The organism is Paraburkholderia sp. FW306-02-B (assembly GCF_058782725.1).
Genome location: NZ_JBYSXZ010000001.1, coordinates 41,232 through 64,402 on the forward strand (window position 1 = coordinate 41,232; position 23,171 = coordinate 64,402).

The following is a 23,171-nucleotide window of genomic DNA, read 5'->3' on the forward strand; positions in this document are numbered from 1 at the left end:
TGGATGGCCACGTTTGATTTTTTAACGGGCACGTTGAGCATTGATGAGTCGACGAGCCTCTTTCGCGGCAGACCGTCGCCTGAGGAATTGCCGTTGACTGCGGCGAAGGAACTGGCGAAGTACGGCGACTGGGAAAACTATGGCATCGCGAATGTGAAGGTTTGGGGAAAGACCTTCGGTGTGACGGTCCGATATTGCAAGCAAAGACTCGCAATGGTCGACCTCGTTTGGATGGACGGCGTGGCGAAAATGATCGACTGGTCGGCGACTGAGGATGATCTTGTGAAGGAAAAGAAGAAGCTGTCAAAGTTGATCGCATCCGAAGCGCAATCGCCTTGTGTGTCTTCCACGATCGGCGCGGACACGTTCGTCTTCAATTGGGGAACGCTTACTGTGCACGCCGACCTGCGCTCAATGATTGTCATGACAAGCGTCGCGTACACAGAGGAAAAAGCGTAGGCGGCCGACATGAAGCCCCGTCAAACAGGGTTGAGTGCGCGAAAATTTCAAGCCTCGGAAGCATCATGAAACGATATCTGATTCTGAATGGCGACAAGACGACAGCCAACGGCGTCGTTCAGGCAGTCCCCACCTCTATTCAATTGAGCGATAAAGACGTCGCCCACGAGGGCGATCCAGTGGCGTGCCCCGCTTGCAATACAACGGGGAAAATCCAGTGCGATGGACCGCGCCAGGTTATGACCGCGCCGGACGGAAGGCACGCTGCGTTAAGTGACGATCTATGTATATGCGGTTGCCATCCGCCGCCGCGGCTTGTGTCCTCGCAGCAGATGATGTCCGTAGAAGCATAGTGCAGCGGGATGAATCAGTGCGACATGCGGGATCACGTCAAAGATGAATTCACCCAGACTTTGCTCCCGCCATGGTTTCCAGGGGTACATCGAATCGTCAAAGGATGTCGATGCCCGCATCGGATCAAGGGGGCGGTTTGCTGCAGGTCAGCTAGTCAAGGTGTCGTTCGACAGGCCGAAGCGCAGCAGGGAGGTCTGGATGCACCGGGCTGAACTGGCCGAGTATGCACACCTCATCGCTTGCGCAGAAGAGACCGCTCATCTGAAAGACGTTCCGTCAATAGCCGCAATCGAAAGGTCTTTGATTCCGGTCTGCCCACGCTGTCTCGACGAATTGTTGGTGCGCTCCGAGGAGCAACCCGTGCAGGTCACCTCGCGGGAAAGCGCTTTCGACACGTCGCTCGTTGCTGAAGACGCCAATGTGTCGGAGGGCGTTCTTTCCTGCCCAGTACACGGCCTTGCACGTCTGAAGAGAACTTCACCGCAGATTGCTAACGCAATTGATTCTGGTGGCATGCTTCCAGGCAGTCCATTGATTAAAACCATCCTCGCATCTGACAAGCATGAAAATGTCTTCTGGTTTGAAGCTGACTATTTGCGTAAGAGGTTTGGCCCAGGAATCGATTTGACATCGTCGACCTGTCGGTTGAAGCAGGGGGAACAAGGGGAAGCATTGCTGGAAGGAGCCGCACGAGTCTGCCCTCGGTGTTTGCGCGCCTTTCTGTTCCATAACGGTGTCGAAGTCTGAATGATTGCTTCAAGCCCGAGATGTTTAATGGATCCCCTCCCTGAAATGCCGAGGAGTTTTCTTGCGGCAGCACTTATGTGCCGAAATGTTGTTTTTACCGATTCCAAAAATGCATCGGTGAAAGGCGAAACAAATTCCGATTTAACACTTGTTTCCATTGAATGGATTGCTGTAAACGTCTGATCTTTTGTATTATCGCGCGATAGCGCGGGGGCGCAATTTGCATAAAAGAGAGGCGGTATGGGCGCGCAGGACATTATCGCGGCGATAAAAGGCGGATTGTTGCAAAGCGACCGGCTGCTGAAACTCGATACGCCACTGGGTACTAACGTCCTTTTGCCGCAGAGGCTGTTGGGCCATTCGCGCCTCGGCCGGGATTACGAGTTCACGCTGGATGCGGTTTCAACCAACGACAATATCGAGCTGAAGACCCTGATCGCCCAGCCGGTCACGCTCTGGATCCAGCAGACCGACCAGTCGTATGCCCCGCATCACGGTTATGTTCATACCGCCCGCCGTTTAGGCTCCGACAGCGCAATAACCAGCTATCAGATCGGTTTTGTTTCGTGGATGCATTTTCTGCGTTTCAGAAAAGATGCACGGATCTGGCAGAATAAAGCCGTCGACGAAATTCTCACTGATGTATTCAATATGCATCCCCAGGCGCAGGGTGCATTCCGTTTTGCATTGCGCAATCCTTTGCCGCAGCGCTCGTTCTGCGTGCAGTACGAGGACGACTGGAATTTCTGTCACCGGCTGATGGAAACGGAAGGCCTGTTCGGCTACGTCGAACAGGCTGCCGATGGCAAATCACACACGCTGGTGATTACCGACGATATCGGCAGCCTGCAACCGCTTTCGCCACAAACCGTCGACTTCTACCGTTCGGGCACCAACAGCGAAACCGATGCCTTCGTGCAGTGGAGCGGCACGCGCACGCTGCAAAGCACTACGCTCACCACGCGGACATTCGACTATAAGTCGCCGGCGTCGTCTGCCAATCCCAAGGGCACGACGATCCCGACAATGACCACGCAGGGCAACCTGCCGCAGCAGGCCGAAGTGTATGAGTACACGGGCGCGTATACGTACGGACAGCAGGACCGCGGCGACCATCTCTCGAAGGTAAGGATGGAAGAGTGGGAGTCGCGCGCGAAGCGTTTCCACGGCGTAGGCGCGGTCCGTCGCATCGACGCAGGCCGCTGGTTCGAGCTGCAAAACCACCCGGAGCACGACACTGGCAGTCAGCAGGACCGGCAGTTTGCTGTGATCGACGTCGAATGGGTCGTCGAGAACAACCTGCCTGTCTCGGGTGGCACGACAGATTTCCCGCATAGCCTCAAACAGACGATTACCACGGCGCGGGCTCAGCATGGAGCCGATCAGACGCTCGTCGTTAAAGGTAGCGACGGCAGTGAAGGCTTCTTCATAGCGACGGTCGAAGCGCAGCGCAAGGTCATCCCGTTCCGGAGTCCACTTGAGTATCAGAAGCCCGAGATGCACATGCAGACGGCGACCGTGGTGGGTCCGGCGAACGAGGAAGTCTTCACGGATTCGCTGAACCGCATCAAGGTGCAGATGCACTGGGATCGCCTGAACCCCGGCGATGAGAACGCGTCGTGCTGGATGCGCGTTGCGCAATCGCATGCTGGTGGCGGGCATGGCGGCGTACACGTACCGCGCATCGGCGAAGAAGTCATTGTGTCGTTCCTCGACGGCGACTGCGACAAGCCGCTCGTCACCGCCCGCGTCTATAACGGTGCGAAGACTCCCGACTGGCATTCGAATGGGATCCTGTCGGGATATAAGTCGAAGGAATACCAGGGCAGCGGCTACAACCAGATGGTGATGGACGATGCCACCGGCCAGAACCGGGTGCAGCTCTACAGCACGAGCGCAGACTCCCAACTGCATCTTGGATATCTGATCGCGCAAACAGGCAACTCGCGCGGCGCCTATCTCGGCAGCGGCTTCGATCTGAAGTCCGATGCGTATGGTGCGGTCCGGGCGGGGCAAGGCTTGTATGTGTCGACGCATCCAACGACCGGGACATCAAGCCAGCCTCTCGACGTCCGTGACGCGAGTAATCAGTTGGTCAATTCGGAAAGCGTGATCGAAGCGCTAAGCCAGGCAAGCGAAACCCATCAGGCAGAAAGCCTGAAAGACGGTCACGACTCGCTCAAAACTTTTACCGATGCGACACAGAGCAGCGTAGCGGGCGCAACAGGTAGCGGTGGCAATACCGCAGGCGGTGGCACTGGCAACGCCAACGGCTTCAAGGAGCCGATCATGCTGTTCGCGACGCCGTCGGGCATCGGGATGTCGACACAACGGTCAGCACACATCGCCGCGACCGAGCATGTCAACCTCGTCAGCGGCCAGAGCACGCACATTGCGACAGGCAAGTCGCTGCTCGTGAGCGTTGCCGAAAAGATCAGCCTGTTCGCACAGAACGCGGGCATGAAGCTTTTTGCGGCGAAAGGAAAAGTCGAAATCCAGGCGCAAGGCGATAACCTTGAAATCACCGCCCAGAAGTCGCTGAAGTTGCTCTCCGCGACCGAGAAAATCGATGCGGCCGCCAAGCAGGAAATTCTTCTCACGTCGGGTGGCGCGTACGTGCGCATTTCCGGCGGCAACATCGAGATTCATGCGCCGGGAAAGATTGACATCAAAGGAGCCCAGCACGCTTTCAGCGGCCCGACGAGTCTCGATCGAACTTACAACGCGGAAGGCAAGAAAGCCGACATGCGCATCCGCTACATGGATGCGGAGGGCAAAGTGCCCGAAGGTGAACCGATCAAGCTCGCGTCGGAGGATGGCGCGCTGCATAACGTCGTTCTCGATGGCGAGGGCAAAGGCGAACTGAAGGGCATCGATTTCGGCAAGTTCGTGGCAGACCAAGTCAAGCGAAGTGGAGAATAACAATGGGCGACCGTCCCCTGATCCAACATACCGTGTGCATCGATTTACCGGGTGAACCGGTCGAATGCTGGGCCGAGACTGATATCACCGTTCTGCTACGCAAGCACCGCGACGTGATCTTCGATATTCAGGTGAAAAAGGGTGCGACCTATACCGTCGAAGCAACTGAGGACTGGATTTACGACGTGGCCAAGAAAAAGCGCGTCAAGCAGGGACAGTTCCAGGACGGTCAGCGTTATCACATCTGGATTAGCAGGGATTTCAAGGGTCACCTACTGCTCAAACTGAACGGCGTTGTCCTGCAGCGTTATTCGATGGCTGGTCTGAACCTTGTGGAGGGCAGTTCGGATCCGAAGGCAAAGCCTGCGCCGATTATTCTGACACTGGGGTCGCATCCGAGCGCTGCCGCGGGACACACCGCCTCTACTCCGTTTGCGACATCGCAGACGGCCGGGAGCATGTTCGGCCAGAGTGCTCCGCTTATCTGTAGTAGCGCGAATCCGGCGGGCGTTGACGGTACATGGTGGAATCCACTGTTACCCCTGAAGCTAGCTCCGCCCAGTTCTCCAACTCAGGCGAGCGCGAACCCGCCTGCCGCCGCGCGAGGCCACGCGGAAGAGGAGACGGTCGTTCATGTATTCGAGGTGGAACTGTCCACGGCGCCCGCTGAGGTTTGGCATGCATTGGGGAGCGGGGGCGAAGATACCGCAATCGATACAAACAAGGTGGCCACGCGCAACTGGTTGATCGGTCAGTTAGCCGGTGGTACGGCGTTCGCGAAGGATAACTTTGGCGAGTTGCGGGACCTCTGGAACCGAAGTTTCAGGCTGATCAAGATGACCCATCCGAAAGCCGGCGTGAAGACCTACGTCGCATTCAAGGGCAACAGCGCTCTAAGGAAAGTGATTACAGGGACGCGATACGGTGCGAAAAGCTCCAAGATTCTTGCGATCACGGCAGGCACCGGTACGCTCGAGTCAGCAACTGCAGCTTCCTGGGAGGCAACGAAAGGCGCGTTCAAAAAGGCGGGGGGATTGGCGCTAGTTTTCACCATCGTGCTAGATACGGCAGAGTGGTACCACGACTACGAGCAGAGGGGCCCGGATGGACGCCCAACAAAGGACTTCTTCGACCTCTTCACCAAAATCGGCGTCGATCTCATCGCGGCTGGCCTAACGGCTGCAGTAGCCACCGCCGTAGTTGGACTTGCCACCACGGCATTGCTTGTTACGGGTGCGATCGCGACGGCACCAGTGTGGGCCATTGCCGCCGCGACTGTCGGAGTGACGATTGTCATCGGGTATTTCGTCAGCATGGCTGATAACGAATTTCACATAACGAAGCGGTTGGCGGGAGCGCTGAGAAGCGCGGCGAATTACCTTGAAGAACACTACCCGAAAGACTACGATGGCTATCCTATGATGTTTGTACCCTGAATATGACGTCGCCCAAAACGCGCAGTGAAGTCTGGAAACTAATCTTTCGGTCTGTTCCAATATCGATCGTATTGAATGTCTTCTGCGCAGCAATCGCATATTTTTTCTACGACCGCGTTTTCAAAACATCGCCCATGCCTGGCCAACTGGCGGTGGTGATGCTTGTTGCTTGCATCGTATTTCCGGTTGTGTTCGGTCTTGCTGATAAGGGAGCATCTCGCCTGCGTTTCGCGGGTCTGGCCGGAATCTTCGCTACTGGGTCGGTCTATTTCACGTTTGGGGTGACCTTCTACTATTTCTATTTCCTGTTTGCGCCGATGCCCATGATTTTTCATGTGATAGGTGTTGGGGGCGGTTTGGCGTTGACTGCGTACTGGATGACGTTGACTGGACGGGATGTGCGCCAGGCACTCGCAACTTCGAAGTTCGTTGGACAGTCGTTTGAAGACGTGGGCGACGCACTTCACTACAAACTCGCAAATATGGCAAAGCTTGAGGCGTTCATCAAGGCAAGAAGTCCTTCGGGCAAGCTACATATGTGGCTTGTCATGCTTGTCGCGCCATTTTCGCTGGTGTTAGGCCGCATTCTCTCCCCATACTTCGGATCACATGGCGCTCTGTTCGTGGGAGCCGTCATCATGTTTCCTGTCTCACTGTGGGTCGCCGGACTGCTGGTAAGGCAATACCTGGTTATGATTCATCTTCCATTGACGCTTGAGCGTTCGCAGGGCAAACCCGTGGTTCTGATCGGATAGGTTTCGAGCGCGGCAAGTTCACAGTACATGCGACGGCCAAATACCTGAACAGCGGATACTCAAATTCCACGATGTCTATCGGATGAAGTCCATGCCGTGCCAGCGCATCTCCGGAAAGTGAGCCTCCATGCCGAAATCAAAACCGACGACGAAGTTGCCGGTAGAACGGAAAGACTCGGTCTGGGAGATGACGAAGAAAGCCGCACCGATGAATCTATTGTTGCCTTTACTAGGCACCGGCGTTTCGTACGCTGCATATGCTGACGATCTCGCGGTTTCTGGATGGCCGTGGAAAATCGGACTACTGGTCACGCTGGTTTGCCTCTTCGTACCGTTCGCTGTCTCGATGATGTACCGCCGTTCGAATTTGCTGTGGGTATGCGGCCTGATATTATCGATTGCGACATTTGCCACGTATTTCTTCTTCGGCATATTTGCCTACTTCTACTATTTCGTGTTTGCACCGATGTCATCCGTTCTGCGTTGGCCGGGTCTTCTGGGCGGAATTGCGTTGACGCTGTACTGGTTAGTCATGTTGAGGCAAACGGTAATGCATACGATCACGAAAACCTCTTTCGTCAAACGGGCCTTCGAAGAGAACGCATCTGACTTTCGTTATCGAACCCAAGCCGGAATGGCGCTGTTCGAGCGGCTCAATAAAGAGCGTTCGCCGTTTCCAAAAATCTATTCTTATATCGTCTTCGGTATCGCTCCGCTCTATCTGATACTGGATCGGCTACTGTCGTCAAACTTCGGGCCGGACGGCGTGTTGTTCGTCTTGGCGGTGTTGGGTATGCCAGTGTCGCTTTGGTTTGTTGGCCTGCTCGTCCGCATCTATCTCGTGATGGTCAGCTTACCCAGAAAGCTGGAGAGGGAACATCGCAAGCCTGTGTTTGTGGCCGATTAGGGGAACGGGGCATTCTATTCGAGGTGCCGCGGCCGGCATCTGTTGGGACTGAGGGTTTTTGCCACGCATAGTGGTAGGTGAAGGTGGAAGACGATCTACGAGCCTACAGAGTCAGACTTCGATAGAAGCCGAACTCTGAGACGCGACCAGTTTCGGCGGTGGAGTGCGCTGGCAGATGCGCAGGTCGTCACTCAGTGCCGCCCGTTGACCGTCAGGTCCAGTCATCGGTAGACGCGGCCCAGCGCACTAGATCTTTCCGGTCCAGTGGCACGCTGGGCACGAGACGTCATCGCCTTCGCGCGCAATTTGCCGCCCTTGCAATTCGAGCGTGGTTGATCGGGCGATAGGGCTCGGATGGATTGCATGGCCTCGGCCGCGCTTCTCCGGATCAGGTCTTGTCGATATATCCGACGAGTTCCCATGTCACCTGCGTAGTGTGCTGGCGTGTGCCCATCCAGCGGTCAATGAACGCTAATTGCCGAGGTTCATGCACGTTGAGCGAGGGCAGCACGTCGCCCTTCAAGAAGCGTCGTTGCGCGTCGCCAGTCAGTTTCGCGCACCATACGCCGTCTTCGGGGCACGGCTCACCAGTGCGCGCCACAGTACCGAGCGGTACACGTGCCAAGACATTTGCCGACTGCTCGTTCTGCGATGTCTTACCCGACATCCCAGGCAACGGCAGGCCCGTAGCCGGATCGAGGTTCTTTTCCTTGCTTAACCTGTCGATGACCTCATCTGTTGGCCTCTCCGGAGGTGTAGCCGCTGCGCGTATTTTTTCCCACTGGAATGTGCCGTCCCAAGTCGGTAGCTTCGCTGGTGGTAGTGGAACAATACCGTCGATGTCCGGAACCTTCGGGTTGCGGCCCTCATTGCGGGTGATGAAATCGCCCACAAGACCATAGCGTTTTGTGCGTTCAGGGTCATTGGACAACGCAAGGAAATACAACCGATTGCTTGCCGACGGACCTGTAAAGCCGTTGGCCAAGAATGAGGTTGAATTCGCATCCCCTGCTGCTGCTCCCTTCTGGAATGCCTTTACGGCATCAGAATAGAGTGAGGCGCTCTGAAGGTTCACGCCTAGCTTTGTGGCTGCCGCACCATGGCCCTGATCGGCGGCGCATTGACGCATTTGCCTTGCGATTTCCGGCGCCTTATCGGCCGGAGCAAGCAATTCCGCGATGTAGTATTGCGCTTCCGGATTGCACAGATCGGCCGCTTTGCGGAAATGGCGCAATGCGTCTTCCGTGTTTTGCTTTACGCCATAACCCGTTTCAAGATAGTGCCCCATGTCGTAGTAACCACCGGGCACGCCTTGCTTAATCAACTGTTCGGCTAGGTCAACCGATTCAGTTTGAGCATCGGGTGACTTCGCAAAACCCTCGGAGAGCAGTTTTTGCAAGTTACCGTTCGCCTTGTAGTGGCCGTTGGCAGCGGCGATACGGTATAGGCGGGTTATTTCATCAAAATCCTTAGGACCGTCAACTGTCTGCAGGTAGCGACCGTACTTGAAGAGTTTGTCCGCGTCCGGATCGAGTTGCGGAAGATTATCTGCTTCATGTACGCAGGTAAATGCAAGATTTGCGCGGACGGAAGCCATGTCGGGTGCAGAAGACACTGCATCCTCCTTGTGGGAACAGGCGGTCAGAAGAGAAAGCGAGACGAAAAGGAACAACGTGACCAGGCGCATCGCTTAATCCTTATAAGTGCGAATGGGACTGTCCCGTTGAAAACCAACTAAGGAAGCGACAGGAGACTCCGTCTTGCCCGCCTGAAGGTCTGCATTCTTGATAATGATATCGCCCCAGGTGGTGAACATCTTGTCCAGTTTGTCACTTACGATCGCACCTCCGGTGTGCAAGTCCCATGCGGTGGGCATTCGCCTGAGCGAGCAAGGTGTTCGCCTTGGATTCAAAAGCTTCAACTGCATCCGCGCCGGCAGCGAAGCGAGCGGGCAGCTCTTCCTGTGCCGTCAACTCCACTAGCGCGGCGGCAAGTTTGGCCGGATCGCCGCCCTGCTTGCCGTTCATGCCTTTCCGCGCAGTCACGGTCTCCTGAGTGCGGGACGCATAGTCATCAATGGAGAGTTCGGCGTAGGTAGTCGAGTCAGCGCTGAGGAGATCTGTTCGAAAAAAACCTGGTTCTACCAGCATGGTGCGAATGCCAAAGGGAGCAATTTCCTGGGCAAGTGACTCCATCCATCCTTCGACGCCAAACTTTGCAGCGGCATATGCACTGCAAAAGACGCCAGCAGTAATGCCAGCCGTCGACGAGATCGTGACTAACAGGCCAGAGCGCTGCTTGCGCATCACCGGCAATACGGCGCGGGCAACATTCATCGGGCCGAACAGAAGCGTTTCGAGCTGGCTACGCACCTGGGCGGGGCTAAGCTTCTCGAAGAAACCCCCATAGAAGTTGCCCGCGTTGTTGACCAGCACGTCAACGCGGCCAAATCTCCGGACGGTATCGTCGCAACTGATACCTTTAATGCTTGCGATAGCGCCGGCTTCTTCTGGGTTTGGAAGCACTATATGGGGCACTCAAACATTCACCGCGTAGCGGATGACGGCATCTCGACCGAGTCGGTGGGCAGAATGTCGATTCTGGTTAATGGTGGGGGCAACGGATACAACGATCGCCAGCAATATGCGGCCTTCATTTTCCGGTATCGCTCCGACACGACCGCCACCGACGCGACCGGTACGGTGACTGTCACGCGACAGCGTATCGTGACTCATCCGCACCAGACGCCGACCTGGGGCCAGGCCACCACGAGCACTCAGGTGCAAGTCGACTACACTCCTCAACGTTCTTGATCCCCAGCCAGAAATCCGGACATCTCATGAATTGTCGAAACCTTATAGCCACGTCTCTGACTGTTGTGCTCGCTTCGCTCACTCCTGTCGCGCACGCCGACGGTATGAATGCGTCAGTATCGGCGATACCGTCGCTGAAGCAGCACACTGCGCCGCTGGACGCTTCGTTACGATCGTTGCGCGCCGGCATTCTTAAGGACGCGAAGGAATGTGCAGACAACGCGAGTGGCATGGGCGCAACGGCGCAATATCATGCCGATATAAAGAAGACGGTTGAGACTCAGAGCATCGTGGGATTCAAAGTGACCGGAGGTTCGCAGTGCGACGGCGCGCATCCTAATGCGTACCAGTACGGTATTTCATATCGCATCAAGGATGGCAAGCGATTCGATCTGAACGAGGTGTATGCAGTAGGACATCGCGATAGCGGTAGCCTGTTTCTGACCAAGGCATCGGTTGTCCCCGTGATGGCTGAGTTCAAGCGGATTAATGCTGGGAAACCTGATTGCCTCGATGCGTCGACGTTTAATGACGAGTATCTGATGTCGAAGGCGTTTACGTTGGCCGTACGGACAGATGGAAGTCTGCAGTTTTACTTCGATACGGCCTATGTGGAGGCAGCGTGTTTTGCGCCAATCCGGTTGGGTGCGCAAGCGGTCAGTGCGTTCAAGGATGAAAAGAAGGCTGTGCAGTATGGATTGCCTTGATCCGGCTCGCGCGCGGGGGGCTCAGACGCCAGCGGCGCTACTCGCAGGCGGGCACGCCGGACCACGCGAGCGGCGGCGATACGTCGGCGCCCTGGCAGGTATGCTGCGCGGGAATCTCGCCGTTCTGTCGGAAGGCTTGCGATGTTAGGGTTAGGGTCATGATGCGCTCCTCGGCGGCAACGGTGGATGACAGCCCCGGTGTGAAGATCAACACGACGAGCGAGAGTGTCGACAAGGAACGCGAGGTCCATGCCCAGGCCGCTCTTTCAAAGCGTTTGAGGCGGGTGTCCGGCACGTTGAAGTCTCTCATCGTCACGCTCCGTACTCTGTTCGTGACGGGGCCGGTGATTGGTGCGTGCCCTGCCCGAGTCGCGACCGAAATCGAAGTGCGGCTCATATCGTGACATAAGTGCCACCCCAGCAAAGATGGCTGTGAACGATGATGATTGTCGCGCACGGGGTCGCGGGAAGTGCGACAAGGAGGAAGGGTATCACCGCTGTGAAAACCACTGCTGCTGATTGTGAGCTGCGATATATTGCACGAAGCCGCGCTGGATTGCGGGGCATTTCATTTTGCGATGCCGCATCAATGTTTGTGCCGGTGCAGCCAACCCATATGGTGCGAATCAAGCCACTGGGCCATCCCCTCGGCGGTGTGATCGCGCCTGTAACGTTGTGCCACCATCAACCCGGCAACCAATAAGACCGCCAAGCCAACAACGAAGTAGATCATAGACTGGGTCATGGCAGCCTCCTTATTAGGTCGCGACCATGGTTTTATTGTAGGTCAGCGGTTACCGAAGTGGCGTGCGGTCCGAGTGCACGATTTCACCGCGCGCTGACTAAACCGCCAGTCACGTCTCAAGAATCTCGATGCCGTTTTCGGCACACCATTGCCTCAGCGCGCTTTCGACAGAGTCGGTTTCAAACGTATACCAGGCTTCCAGAACGCCTTCGCGCTGCAGCAGATCCTTGAAGCGCGAGTAAGCGCCTTGCCGTCGGAAAAATCCTTCGACCTGGTCGTAACGCGCAGGCAACTCTTGCGCGACAAAGCGCAAGGCGAGACTTCTTCCGAGATCGAGATCGTTCTTATGCGGTACCATCGCGGTCAAGTCGGACCGCGCGCGGAACTGCGATGCCGGCTCCGCGTTAGAGCCGCGCTGCATCACCCAGCGAGCGTCGAGCCGGTGCGTCTCCTGTAAATTTTAGGCTATTTGAACGTCCGGTCATGGCGGAGGCCGTGTCTAAAAAGGGACTGTTTGCGGTCCGAGCGAAACGCGTCCCACAGCAAATTCCACGCAATTGCACTGTGCATCAGCGCGCGACTCGCTGCCAAGTTCCTCCAGACGTGTGCGTCTCTCCGCCTGCTGCCTGTCGCGAAGGGCGGCACCCGCCCCTGAACGGACGGTCTCTTGCATATGTCGAACGTCCCTTCATTCGCCCATGACGGACCATCAACTGAAGTCACATCACAGATTGGACCGCTGACCCGTCTGCCCCGACAGGCAGCGCAGAGGAACGTGGCGGTGATGCCACATTTCATCCAGCTGCATTGATAACATCTAAACATCAATGCTTCGAAAAAATGCACTTATCGCGTAACTCCATTTGCGTGAGTATCTGTACTCAAGATTCCAGCGAGATTGGAACGAAAGTAAAACGCATCGGAGACAGGGCTATGTACAACGCAAGGCGCACCTGGAGCGCCTAACGATCGCCCCTTGGGCGGGTAGTCTCGAGCCCCAGCCGGTTCGAGCACCGGACAACTCAACACACATCAGCCACGCATTCCGAACGCCATCGGCGTCACGGCCGCTTGTCACGCCTGGCGCTTTCGCCTAACGACCAATCCGAACACCCGTTTCTATTTATATCGCTATGCCCTTCAGGAGACAACTTCATGCAAATCACCGGTATGTTGCACGGCGCGCGCCTCTTGCAATTCGTCGGATTCCCGGCGAGTGAGATCCTCGGCCCGAGCGCCAGCGAGGAGGAGATCAAGACTTTGATCGATCGTCATCGCCAGATATTCATCAAACCCGTTTTCAAAGGCGGAGTGGGAAAGAAGGGGAAGGCGGGTTTACTCGGCCGCGCGACCGATCTCAAGACGGCGTTGATCGAAAAAGAGCGGTTGTACTTCGCCGAGCATTCCGTCGGCCACCTGAAAGCAAAGTCGAATGGCGTGACGTTCGAAGCCGGCGTTCCGGCCCAGCATGAGGTCTATTTCTCGATCACCGACTCCACGCGTTTTCGTGCGCCGACCATGACGCTCTCGCATAAGGGCGGCATGGATATCGAAGAGGTCAACCCGAAGCATGTGGCGATGGTGCCCTTCGACGCGTTGACGGGTTTAAAGGCGTTTGTCGTGGCGAACGCGCTGAGCGAGATTGGTGCGCCGAAGGAGATCATCTCGCCGCTCGTGCAGCAGTTGCCGAAACTCTGGGAGCTCTTCCACGATTTCGGCATGACGACACTGGAGTTGAATCCGATCCGCATGCGCGAGGACAATAAGGGGCGCCTTACACCTGTCGCCTGCGACTTTAAGTGCGGTTTCGATCGCGACGATCCGCGATGGACGCGCCTCGGTCTGCCGCAACACCTGTTCGCAGCGGACTACTCCGACTTCGAGCAGGAGATCAATCAGTTGCGCACGCACCAGGGCCAGAGCGACGTGTATGTGATCAACGAGGAAGGCACGATTCTCGCGCCGACGTTCGGCGGCGGCGCCAACTCGCTCGTGACCGAAATGCTCGGCGACGCCGCGATCATCTCGTCGGATTTCGGCGGCAATCCCCCGTACGCCAAGATGAAGGAAGTGGCCCGTATCTGCTTCAAACACTGGCTCAAGCAGTCGAACGTGCTCTTCATCATCGGCGGCAAGTCGAACAATACCGACATCTTCGAGACGCTGCGAGCGATGGCCGACGCTCTTCGTGAACACTTCAGCGAGCATGGGCCGACGCCACTTTACGTGGTGCTGGGCCGGGGAGGTCCGAACCTCGTGCGCGGGATGGCCGCGCTGAGGGACACATGCGACTCGCTCGGTCTGCCCTATCGGCTCTTCGGATTCGACTCTGACATCAGCGAGGTCATCCAGTACGCACGTCAGGCGGACGCCTGGATGCGCGCCGGTGGCCGGGCCGAGGTCGCAGCACGGGTCGGCGCATCCGCGTCGGAAACCGAAACGGCTCAAGCCTGAGGAGAGCAACGTGTATAAGCAAAACAGCAGTCACTTCAAGTATTTCGTGGGTGTCAACTCGCTCGCGCAGATCGCCACGCGTGACGATCGCGTGTGCGTGCTCAATATCCTGGGCGGTGAGTCCTCGGACGTGACGCCCGTCAGTCACGCGTTCTCAGGCGGGAATATTGTCTTCGGCACGGCGCCGGGGAAAGGCGGGCAAGTGCTCGGCACATCGATCGGAGATATCCCGGTCTACAACAACGTTCGTGAGGGTCTGGAAGCGGGGCATCGGTTCAACTGCGGCGTGGTCTATCTGCCGCCATCGGCGGCCCGCGACGGCGTCGCCGAACTGATCCGCGTCAATCCCGATCTGAAGAAGATTTTCATCATCACCGAAAAGATCACCGTACACGACGCCCGCGAAATTCGCGCGATGGGTCAGCAAGCGGGCATCGACATCTTCGGTGCGAACGGGCTCGGCGTCGCTGACTCGTGGAATCGCGTAAGAATCGGCGGAGCACTCGGCGGCGATAGTCCGGACGATTCATTGCGCAAGGGATCGATCGCCATCTTCTCGAACTCCGGTGGCTTCAGTACGACGATCGCGCAGTACCTGCGCATGAGCGGCTGGGGCACATCGACCGTCATCTCGAGCGGCAAGGACGTTTACATCCACTATGCCGCGCCGGAATTTGCGTTCGCACTCGCCAACGATGCTCGAAGCAAGGCCGCTGTGCTCTATTGCGAACCGGGTGGCTACTACGAGGCCGATGCGACCTTCACGAAACCGGTGGTCGCCTGTGTGGTGGGCCGGTGGAAGAGCCGCCTCACGCGTGCGGTCGGCCATGCGGGCGCGATGGCCGGCGGCTCCGACGACGCGCAAGCCAAGGAGCGCTGGTTCATGGAAATGTTCGGCGTAGACCGCCTCTTCACGCCTGACGATCCGTGCTGCTCCGCCAAGGGCGCGGTCGTCACGAACATCGCGCATATCCCGGCGGCGCTGACCGCCGTCATGCGCGCCAACGCGACGTTGCCTGATTTCGAGCCCGAAGGCAGCCTTGCGCTCAAGCCGTGGTTCGGCTCCGACCAGGGAATTCGGCTTCCGTCCGACCTTGCGATCCCGGTAGTGGGAGCAGTCGCGCCCTACGACGAGCAAGTCTTGCAGGTCAATCGACAAGTCGGTGCGATTGCGCCACGTCAGGCGTTGAAGGATGCGTCGGGAGCATCGCAGATGGACGCGAAAACGCAAGTGAGCAGCCTGTATGGCGCCTCGATGCTCGACGCGGCGACGCATTCGCTCGAAGCGAACGTCAGCCTTGCCCTGCTTCACGAGTTCGGCGGAGAAAACGACGAGAAGCTCATCGATGTCGCGATCGCTGCGTCCGTCAATCTGCACGGAACGCCGGAACTCGCGGCAGCGCAAGCCGCACGCGAGGCCGGCAATGCACCCAACGCCATCTTGGCCGCCGCGACCTCGATCATCGGGCCGAATCGTCAGCGCGCGGCGCGGGACGCCGCGAAATGCATGATCGAACGCTTCTCGGCAGCCGGCCTTACGAGTGCGCTCGACGAGAACTTTGACATCGCCCGGATCGACGTCAGCGGCTGCGAGCCGCTCTTTGCCGACACGCGCGATTTGCGCGCCGAAGCGATGCTTGCGGGACTCGCCGAGCGTGGAGTCAGATCGGTCCTCGTGCGCTGGCTCACGTCTCAGCCCGCTCACCCGACGGCAGACGCTGTTCTGGCCGCGATCTCCATGACGCTCGCGTGGGGACCGCTGATGCGCAAGCGCATCTCGCGCGTCACGGCCGAGAGCCTGCCCTGGTGGACCATGTTGTTCGGGACGCTGATCGGTGCATCGGCGGACGCCTCGCGACACTGTCCCGACGGCTTTTGCGGCTTTACCACGCAAGCGCTGCTGAACGAACGCAGCCTGACCGAAATCTGTTTTGCCGCGTTGCTCAACCTCGCGCCGGAGCCCAACGATCTGTTCGCCTTCAAGACGCTCGTCGGTCTGCTGCTCACCAACGGTCCGGGAGCCATCTCGGCGCAGGGAGCAAAGGGCGCAGTATCCGCCGACGGCCCGGAAAGCCCCGAGCGCGTGCAACTCAACAAGGCGCTGGTCGGCTTTCTCACCCATACAGGTTATACGCATGGCGGCAATGGCTATGAAGGCATCGCGTTCCTGATCGAAGCGTTCAGGGACAGCGGGCTTGCCGATCCGTCCGACCCCGCGCACGGCGTGGACCTGCGCTCGCTGGCCGAGCGCTCGGTCGAGCGCTATGCGCAGTACAAGGCCCGACAGAAGCATGCCGGCAGCCTCGATATCGCGAAGCTGCCGGGCGTGAACCATCCGGTCTTCAAGGACAGGCCGGTCAACTACGACCCGCGCGAAGTGTTCATCGCGGAACTGTGCGAGAAGCGTGGGGAATATAACGTGTTCCATGCTTTCTATCGCGAACTGGTGCAGGCGTTGTTTGATGCCGGCGTCTCCCGCAACGTGTACTGCGTAAACGTCGATGCCGTGATCGCGGCGCTGCTGCTGAAGATGCTGTGGCAGCCGCTGCAACGTGGTGAATTGACTGAGACCGATCTGGAAACCGCCGCATTCACGATCTTCCTTTATCCTCGCATGCTCGGATGCGCGGCGGAAATCGACGATCACCTGAACCGGGGGCGCAACATGGACACCCGAACGCCCGCGTCCCAGTGCCGCTTCGTAGCTTGAGCACTTCGGCGACACTGATAGCCAACGCACATCAATTGTTTCGAAAATAGCACTTATCGTTTCGTGTGGTTCGGGCGAATATTCGACAAACAACAAATCGCCCGAACACCGCAAGTTCAAAATTTCTGGAGACACCTCGATGCATCCCTCCTCACCCCCGCTGGCCCCCGGGCAATCGAAGGCATCCGCCGTGCTACGCGTGACGGCAGGCAACTTCCTGGAGCAGTTCGACTTCTTCCTCTTCGGCTTCTATGCCACGCAGATTGCCACGGTCTTTTTCCCGGCGGGGAGCGAGTTCGCTTCACTGATGATGACGTTCGCAGTGTTCGGCGCGGGCTTCCTGATGCGGCCGCTCGGCGCGATCATCCTCGGCGCGTATATCGACGATGTCGGTCGCCGTAAGGGCCTGATTGTCACGCTGTCGATCATGGCGAGCGGCACCATCCTGATCGCGTTCGTGCCCGGCTATGCGACGATCGGACTATTCGCCCCGGCCCTGGTTCTCATTGGCCGTCTGCTGCAGGGCTTCTCCGCGGGTGCGGAACTGGGCGGCGTATCAGTTTATCTCGCCGAGATGGCGACGCCGGGCCGCAAGGGTTTCTTCACGAGCTGGCAGTCGGCGAGCCAGCAGGTGGCGATCGTCATCGCTGCCGCGCTCGGCTTCGCGCTAAATCAGTGGCTCGACACGGCGGCGATCGCTGCGTGGGGATGGCGCGTGCCGTTCTTCGTCGGCTGCATGATCGTGCCTTTCATCTTCATCTTGCGGCGCAATCTCGAGGAAACGCAGGAATTCAAACAGCGCCAGCATCGGCCGAGCATGAAAGAAGTCTTTACGACGCTCGTGCAGAACTGGAATGTCGTGATCGCGGGCGTGCTGCTGGTCGCAATGACCACCACGAGCTTCTATCTGATCACGGTGTATGCGCCGACCTTTGGCAAGACGGTCCTGCATCTGAGCACCGCCGATAGCCTGCTCGTCACGCTGTGCGTTGGGATCTCCAACTTCATCTGGCTGCCGATTGGTGGCGCGTTATCGGACCGGATCGGACGCCGTCCGCTCCTTCTCGGAATGACGATCCTGGCGATTGCGACCGCTTACCCCGCGCTATCGCTGCTGGCTCACGCTCCGAGCTTCGTCAACATGCTGCTTGTGCTGCTCTGGCTCTCGTTCATGTACGGGATGTACAACGGCGCGATGATCGTCGCACTCACCGAAGTGATGCCAGTCGAAGTGCGTGTCGCTGGATTCTCGCTGGCCTACAGCCTTGCGACGGCGGTCTTTGGCGGTTTCACACCCGTTATCTCGACCGCGCTCATTCACATGACGGGCGATAAAGCCGCGCCGGGCTACTGGATGAGCTTCGCCGCGGTGTGCGGGCTCGGTGCCACACTCGCACTGTATCGGCGCCGTCGCGTTCCGCTGCATGCGGCTTCCTGAAGCATCGCTTCGCTCCTCGAACTTCAGCCTGACTTTCAACCATGAAATCCATCCTTCTGAAACTCTGCACCGCGGCGTTCCTCGGCAGCGCCGCCGCTGCGGCGAATGTGCAGGCCGCCGATCTGCACGTGATGAGCTCGGGCGGCTTCACCGCCGCCTACAAGCTGCTCGGCCCGAAGTTCGCGGCGTCCACGGGCAACACGCTCGATACCGCGCTCGGACCGTCGATGGGCAAGTCGCCGGAGGCCATTCCGAACCGGCTTCAGCGCGGCGAGCTTGCCGACGTGGTGATCATGGTCGGCTATGCACTCGACGACCTCATCAAGCAGGGCAAGGTGATCCCCGATTCGCGCGTCGAGCTCGCGGATTCGCGCATCGGCATGGTCGTGCGCGATGGCGCGCCGAAGCCCGACATCGGGTCTGAGGCGGCGCTCAAGGAAACCTTGCTGCATGCCCGGTCGATCGCTTACTCGGATAGCGCGAGCGGCGTCTATATCGAGCGCGAGTTGTTCAAGCGGCTCGGCATCGAGGAACAGGTGAAGACCAAGGCGAAGATGATCCCGAAGATCCCGGTGGCGTCGGTGGTTGCAACCGGCGACTACGAAGTGGGATTTCAGCAGGTGAGCGAGTTGCTCCCGGTGAAGGGCGCAGCGTACGTCGGCAAGATTCCGGAGTCGATGCAGTCCGTCACGCGCTTTGCGGCCGGCATCCCGGTCGGCGCGCAGCATCCGAAGGAGGCGAAAGCGCTGCTCGACTATCTCGCGTCGCCCGCCGTGCAGCCGGAGGTGACATCGACCGGGCTCGATTCCGTCGCCACTCTTTGAGACGACGGCAACGATTCAGCCCGGCAGGTCGGCGGGCTGATCGAAAGCTTCTTCGGGCTTATGCGCCAGGCTCAATGCTTCTTTCAGACGCGCCCGGTCGCAGGCGCGCTCCCACATCGATACGAAGATCACCGCGCAGGCGTTGCTGATCACGCTCGTCAGGGCACGCGCCTCGGACATGAAGCGATCGATGCCGACCAGTAGCGCGACGCCTGCAACCGGCAGATCGGGAATGACGGCGAGCGTCGCGACGAGCGTAACCAGTCCGCTGCCCGACACGCCCGCCGCGCCCTTCGACGTGATCAGCATCACCACGAGCATCGTCGCGATCTGGCCGCCCGAGAGGTGTACATCGCACGCTTGCGCGATGAACATCGAGGCGAGCGTCAGGTAGATCGCCGTGCCGTCGAGATTGAAGGAATAGCCGGCGGGCAGCACGAGACCCACGATGCCCTTGTCGCAGCCAAGCGCTTCGAGCTTGACGATGAGGCGCGGCAGCACCGGTTCGGTCGACGACGTCGCGAGCACGATGACGAGTTCCTCGCGAATGTAGCGCAGCAAACGCCAGAGGGAGAAGCGATGCAGGCGTGCGAGCGGACCGAGCACGCAGACGACGAACAGCAGGCACGCCGCATAGAACGACAACATCAGCATGCCGAGCGAGCCAATCGAACGGATGCCGAAACGGCCCACCGTGAACGCCATCGCGCCGAATGCCCCGACGGGGGCAAGCCGCATGATCAGCGCGAGGATGCGGAACAGCACGTGTGCAAAGCTATCGATGAATTCCTGCACTCGCCGTCCGGCGCTTCCGCTGGCGTTCATTGCGAAGCCGAACAGAAGGGCAAGCAGCAGGACCGGCAGAACCTCGCCTTTCTCGAAGGCGCCGACGAGCGTCTCCGGAATCAGATGCAGTGCGAACTCGACGAGTCCGTGCGTCTGCGTGCGAGTCGAATACTGCGTGAGGATGGTGGTGTCCAGATGATGTGCGTCGATATGCAGTCCCGCGCCCGGATGCAGCGCGAACGCGGTCGCGAGCCCCAGGACGAGTGCAACGATGGTAAGAAAGTAGAACAACGCCAGCGCCTTCAGGATGGTCCGGCCGATCTTCGAGCCGCTCGCAAGCGATGTGATGCCGGTGACGATCGTGCAGAAGACGATTGGTGCGATCATCATGCGTACCAGCGCGACGAACGCATCGCTGAGCGGTTTCAGCGACGCGCCGACCTGTGGCCAGAAGTGGCCGACAGTCATGCCGAGCCCCATTCCAAGCAGGACCTGGACGTAGAGCAGCCTAAAGGGCCGTGGTAGTGTCATTTCGAGGTCTTCTTCGCCGCACCGACCATGCCGCTGCGCTTCGTGTCGAGGATCGTCTGGTAGAACTGCTGCGCGGCCGGCGCGAGGGGGCGTCCCCGGCGTCTGACAATGCCGACTCGCCTCGTCACGACCGGATCGACGAGCGGCACGCTGGTCAAAATCGGATGGTCGCGCATGGGCATTGCCATTGAAGGCACCGCTGCCACACCGAGTCCCGCTTCGATCAGGCCGAGCATGGTGGTGACATGGCGAGTCTCGCAGACGCTCGCCACTGCCGGCGCCACGTTGGTCAACGCCTGATCGAGCAGCAGGCGGTTGCCGGAAGTCTTGTCGACGGAAACGTATTCGTGTTCATAAAGCTCGCTCCAGGTCACCTGCTTTTTCCGAGCAAGGGGATGATCGCGACGACACGCGGCGACGAACCGTTCCTGCAGGAGGACCTTGAACTCGACCTCGGTTTCCTGGCTGCCCATGAAGCTGACGCCGAAATCGGCTTCACCGCTGATGACCGAGCCGAGCACTTCGTTGGCGCTCGAGTCCAGCAGCTTGACCCGGATCCGCGGATAGCGGCTGTGATAGGCGGCAACGACGCTCGGCAGGAAATAGTAGGCGACCGACGGCACACATGCGATGGTCACATGACCGAGGCGGCTGCTGGAGACGTCGCGGATGCCGAGCAACGCGACATCGAGATCGTCGAGAAGTTGTTCCGCGCTTGGGGCGAACACGCGACCTATGGTGGTGAGCGTCACGCTGCGGGTGGTCCGCTCGAAGAGCCGCACGCCGAGCGCCGCTTCGAGCTTCTCGATGCGCCGGCTCAGCGCTGGCTGCGAAATATTGACCGCCTCCGCTGCTTTGCGGAAGCTACCCAACTCCGCGACGGCTCGAAACGCCTGCAAATCGTTCAGGTCGAAGTTGACGCCCACGGGCCATCCTCCGCATTTTAGATGCGACTATTTTGCATGATACGGACGCGCCCTTCGAGGCAACACTCGGTGATTAGCCCGCGAGGGGTCGCCGAAGTCGGGATCGAGGGGCCGGTTTCGTCGTGATTGTGTTGAAAAAGTCGCCCGTGGTTCGGAATGTTCGGTATCCTGGAAGACATTGATCGACGGGAGTGATTCGTCATGATGGGTCAACTGGGCCGCGGACAGGACAAACTCTTCTACTCGTTTAACCTCGATAATCACGTCCCTCGCGAACACCTGTTGAGAGGCATCGATCACTTCCTTGATCTGCGCGATCTACGCCAGCATCTCGCGCCGTTCTACAGTCCGATGGGGCGGCCATCGATTGATCCGGAGCTCATGATCCGCATGTTGATCGTCGGCTACTGTTTCGGCATCCGGTCCGAGCGCAGGCTATGCGAAGAGGTACATCTGAACCTGGCGTATCGATGGTTCTGTCGCCTGGGCCTGGAGGACGCCGTACCCGAACACTCGACATTCTCCAAGAACCGCCACGGTCGCTTCCGCGATAGCGATGTACTACGCCATGTGTTCGAGTCGGTGCTGGGTCGGTGCATGTCCGAAGGGCTCGTAAAGGGTGAAGGATTCGCGATTGACGCAAGCATCATCAGAGCCGACGTGAGCTCTGCACGCGGTGTTCCGGGTTCCGGGCCCATCGACTGGGGTTGCGTCAAGGGACAAAGCCGTGCAGTGCGCGAGTATCTGGAAGCATTGGAAGAAGCGAATCCAGCGGGCACCGAAGCGGCGGAGATGGCAGAGACATTGCCCCCTCCAAAGAGGATATCTCTGACGGATCCCGCCGCGAGCTGGACAGCGGCCAAGGGTGGCTTGCCGTTCTTCGCCTACTCGACCAATTATCTGATTGACCTGCAGGCAGGGATCATCGTTGACGTCGAGGCGACGCCCGCGAACCGTTCGCACGAAGTGGAATCAACCAGGACGATGATTGACCGCGTTGAGCGGCGGCATGATCTCAAACCTCGACGTCTTGCAGGCGACACCGCGTATGGCTCGGCAGCGATGCTTGCCTGGATGATCGAAGAGAAGGAGATTGCACCACATGTTCCGGTCTGGGATAAAACGACGCGCAAGGACAATACATTGTCCAGCAGCGAGTTCCTATGGGATGAACTGGCCAATGAATATCGCTGTCCCACCGGGCACGCACTACGCAGTGATCGGCGCAAATTCACGAATCCGCGCTCGCGCGTCACGAAGGCTGACACGATCATCTATCGGGCAAGTCAGCTCGACTGCGAGAGCTGTTCGATGAAGGATCGCTGCTGTCCGAATACACCATTCCGCAAGATCGCCCGCAGCATCCATGAAGCTGCGCGTGACGAAACGAGGCGTATTGCGAAGACGCCTGAATACAAGCGATCTTGCCGTGAGCGAAAGAAGGTGGAAATGCTCTTTGCCCATCTCAAACGCATCCTGAAACTGGACCGTTTGCGACTGCGAGGTCCAAGCGGTGCTCATGATGAGTTCCTGATGGCAGCGACTGCGCAAAACCTGCGAAGAATGGCCAAGCGGTTCATGTCAGGAAGCAAGCAGATGAACCAGGCAGTTGCATGACGAGAAATGAGGATCGTTGCCTCGCCCAAGTTCACCGCTT

The 23,171-nt window shown here is 58.6% G+C and carries 23 protein-coding genes; 16 read left to right on the forward strand and 7 right to left on the reverse strand.

Annotated elements, in window-relative coordinates; genetic code table 11:
- Positions 1-3: 3 nt before the first annotated feature.
- From AC3WOG_RS00140 to AC3WOG_RS00175, 8 genes are all read left to right on the forward strand, one after another.
- Positions 4-459 (forward strand): hypothetical protein, encoded by a 456-nt coding sequence (locus AC3WOG_RS00140; protein WP_492576071.1) that lies wholly within the window; start codon positions 4-6, stop codon positions 457-459.
- A 65-nt stretch (positions 460-524) separates the two neighbouring features.
- Positions 525-812: a PAAR domain-containing protein gene (locus AC3WOG_RS00145; protein ID WP_492576072.1), complete on the forward strand. Its 288-nt coding sequence runs from the start codon at positions 525-527 to the stop codon at positions 810-812.
- 43 nt (positions 813-855) lie between these two features.
- Positions 856-1,560: a hypothetical protein gene (locus AC3WOG_RS00150; RefSeq protein WP_492576073.1), complete on the forward strand. Its 705-nt coding sequence runs from the start codon at positions 856-858 to the stop codon at positions 1,558-1,560.
- Between the two features lie 27 nt (positions 1,561-1,587).
- Positions 1,588-1,743, forward strand: coding sequence for a hypothetical protein (locus tag AC3WOG_RS00155; protein WP_492576074.1), 156 nt, complete (start codon positions 1,588-1,590; stop codon positions 1,741-1,743).
- Between the two features lie 57 nt (positions 1,744-1,800).
- On the forward strand, positions 1,801-4,482 hold the full coding sequence (locus AC3WOG_RS00160) for a type VI secretion system Vgr family protein (RefSeq protein ID WP_492576075.1): 2,682 nt from the start codon (positions 1,801-1,803) through the stop codon (positions 4,480-4,482).
- 2 nt (positions 4,483-4,484) lie between these two features.
- The gene (locus AC3WOG_RS00165; RefSeq protein WP_492576076.1) at positions 4,485-5,918 is read left to right on the forward strand and encodes a hypothetical protein; all 1,434 of its coding nucleotides are present in this window, start codon (positions 4,485-4,487) and stop codon (positions 5,916-5,918) included.
- Between the two features lie 2 nt (positions 5,919-5,920).
- Positions 5,921-6,673 (forward strand): hypothetical protein, encoded by a 753-nt coding sequence (locus AC3WOG_RS00170; protein ID WP_106356094.1) that lies wholly within the window; start codon positions 5,921-5,923, stop codon positions 6,671-6,673.
- Between the two features lie 127 nt (positions 6,674-6,800).
- A complete protein-coding gene (locus AC3WOG_RS00175; protein ID WP_492576077.1) occupies positions 6,801-7,580 on the forward strand; it encodes a hypothetical protein in 780 nt (259 codons plus the stop codon).
- Positions 7,581-7,968: 388 nt separating this feature from the next.
- Here AC3WOG_RS00175 and AC3WOG_RS00180 read toward each other — a convergent pair whose 3' ends face one another.
- A complete protein-coding gene (locus AC3WOG_RS00180; protein ID WP_492576078.1) occupies positions 7,969-9,267 on the reverse strand; it encodes an SEL1-like repeat protein in 1,299 nt (432 codons plus the stop codon).
- 142 nt (positions 9,268-9,409) lie between these two features.
- Positions 9,410-10,117: an SDR family NAD(P)-dependent oxidoreductase gene (locus AC3WOG_RS00185; protein ID WP_492576079.1), complete on the reverse strand. Its 708-nt coding sequence runs from the start codon at positions 10,115-10,117 to the stop codon at positions 9,410-9,412.
- Between AC3WOG_RS00185 and AC3WOG_RS00190 the strand changes: the two genes are divergently transcribed.
- Entirely contained in the window at positions 10,109-10,393 is a 285-nt protein-coding gene (locus AC3WOG_RS00190; protein WP_492576080.1) for a hypothetical protein, read from the forward strand. The two genes, AC3WOG_RS00185 and AC3WOG_RS00190, sit on opposite strands and share 9 nt — an antisense overlap.
- A 104-nt stretch (positions 10,394-10,497) precedes the next feature.
- Positions 10,498-11,100: a hypothetical protein gene (locus AC3WOG_RS00195; protein WP_492576081.1), complete on the forward strand. Its 603-nt coding sequence runs from the start codon at positions 10,498-10,500 to the stop codon at positions 11,098-11,100.
- Positions 11,101-11,137: 37 nt separating this feature from the next.
- On the opposite strand, the gene AC3WOG_RS00200 is transcribed toward AC3WOG_RS00195, so the two are convergent.
- Positions 11,138-11,260 (reverse strand): hypothetical protein, encoded by a 123-nt coding sequence (locus tag AC3WOG_RS00200; protein WP_492576082.1) that lies wholly within the window; start codon positions 11,258-11,260, stop codon positions 11,138-11,140.
- On the opposite strand from AC3WOG_RS00200, the gene AC3WOG_RS00205 reads away from it, so the two are divergent.
- Positions 11,259-11,504, forward strand: a complete 246-nt coding sequence (locus AC3WOG_RS00205) for a hypothetical protein (RefSeq protein ID WP_492576083.1) — start codon at positions 11,259-11,261, stop codon at positions 11,502-11,504. The two genes, AC3WOG_RS00200 and AC3WOG_RS00205, sit on opposite strands and share 2 nt — an antisense overlap.
- A gap of 182 nt (positions 11,505-11,686) precedes the next feature.
- Here AC3WOG_RS00205 and AC3WOG_RS00210 read toward each other — a convergent pair whose 3' ends face one another.
- Positions 11,687-11,845 (reverse strand): hypothetical protein, encoded by a 159-nt coding sequence (locus tag AC3WOG_RS00210; protein WP_492576084.1) that lies wholly within the window; start codon positions 11,843-11,845, stop codon positions 11,687-11,689.
- 109 nt (positions 11,846-11,954) lie between these two features.
- Positions 11,955-12,212: a hypothetical protein gene (locus tag AC3WOG_RS00215; RefSeq protein ID WP_492576085.1), complete on the reverse strand. Its 258-nt coding sequence runs from the start codon at positions 12,210-12,212 to the stop codon at positions 11,955-11,957.
- Positions 12,213-13,000: 788 nt separating this feature from the next.
- On the opposite strand from AC3WOG_RS00215, the gene AC3WOG_RS00220 reads away from it, so the two are divergent.
- From AC3WOG_RS00220 to AC3WOG_RS00235, 4 genes are all read left to right on the forward strand, one after another.
- Positions 13,001-14,299 (forward strand): ATP citrate lyase citrate-binding domain-containing protein, encoded by a 1,299-nt coding sequence (locus AC3WOG_RS00220; protein ID WP_492576086.1) that lies wholly within the window; start codon positions 13,001-13,003, stop codon positions 14,297-14,299.
- A 10-nt stretch (positions 14,300-14,309) separates the two neighbouring features.
- Positions 14,310-17,009, forward strand: coding sequence for a CoA-binding protein (locus AC3WOG_RS00225; protein ID WP_492576087.1), 2,700 nt, complete (start codon positions 14,310-14,312; stop codon positions 17,007-17,009).
- A 139-nt stretch (positions 17,010-17,148) separates the two neighbouring features.
- Positions 17,149-18,447: an MFS transporter gene (locus AC3WOG_RS00230; RefSeq protein ID WP_492576088.1), complete on the forward strand. Its 1,299-nt coding sequence runs from the start codon at positions 17,149-17,151 to the stop codon at positions 18,445-18,447.
- A gap of 41 nt (positions 18,448-18,488) precedes the next feature.
- Positions 18,489-19,271 (forward strand): substrate-binding domain-containing protein, encoded by a 783-nt coding sequence (locus tag AC3WOG_RS00235; protein ID WP_492576089.1) that lies wholly within the window; start codon positions 18,489-18,491, stop codon positions 19,269-19,271.
- 15 nt (positions 19,272-19,286) lie between these two features.
- Here the strand turns inward: AC3WOG_RS00235 and dctA are convergent, their stop codons facing one another.
- Both dctA and AC3WOG_RS00245 read right to left on the reverse strand, forming a co-directional pair.
- The gene (gene dctA, locus AC3WOG_RS00240) at positions 19,287-20,588 is read right to left on the reverse strand and encodes a C4-dicarboxylate transporter DctA (RefSeq protein WP_492576090.1); all 1,302 of its coding nucleotides are present in this window, start codon (positions 20,586-20,588) and stop codon (positions 19,287-19,289) included.
- Complete coding sequence (locus AC3WOG_RS00245; protein WP_408183237.1) at positions 20,585-21,514, reverse strand: LysR family transcriptional regulator; 930 nt, start codon at positions 21,512-21,514, stop codon at positions 20,585-20,587. Before AC3WOG_RS00245 ends, dctA begins: the two co-directional genes overlap by 4 nt.
- Before the next feature lie 201 nt (positions 21,515-21,715).
- Between AC3WOG_RS00245 and AC3WOG_RS00250 the strand changes: the two genes are divergently transcribed.
- Entirely contained in the window at positions 21,716-23,131 is a 1,416-nt protein-coding gene (locus AC3WOG_RS00250) for an IS1182 family transposase (protein WP_492576091.1), read from the forward strand.
- Positions 23,132-23,171: the final 40 nt, after the last annotated feature.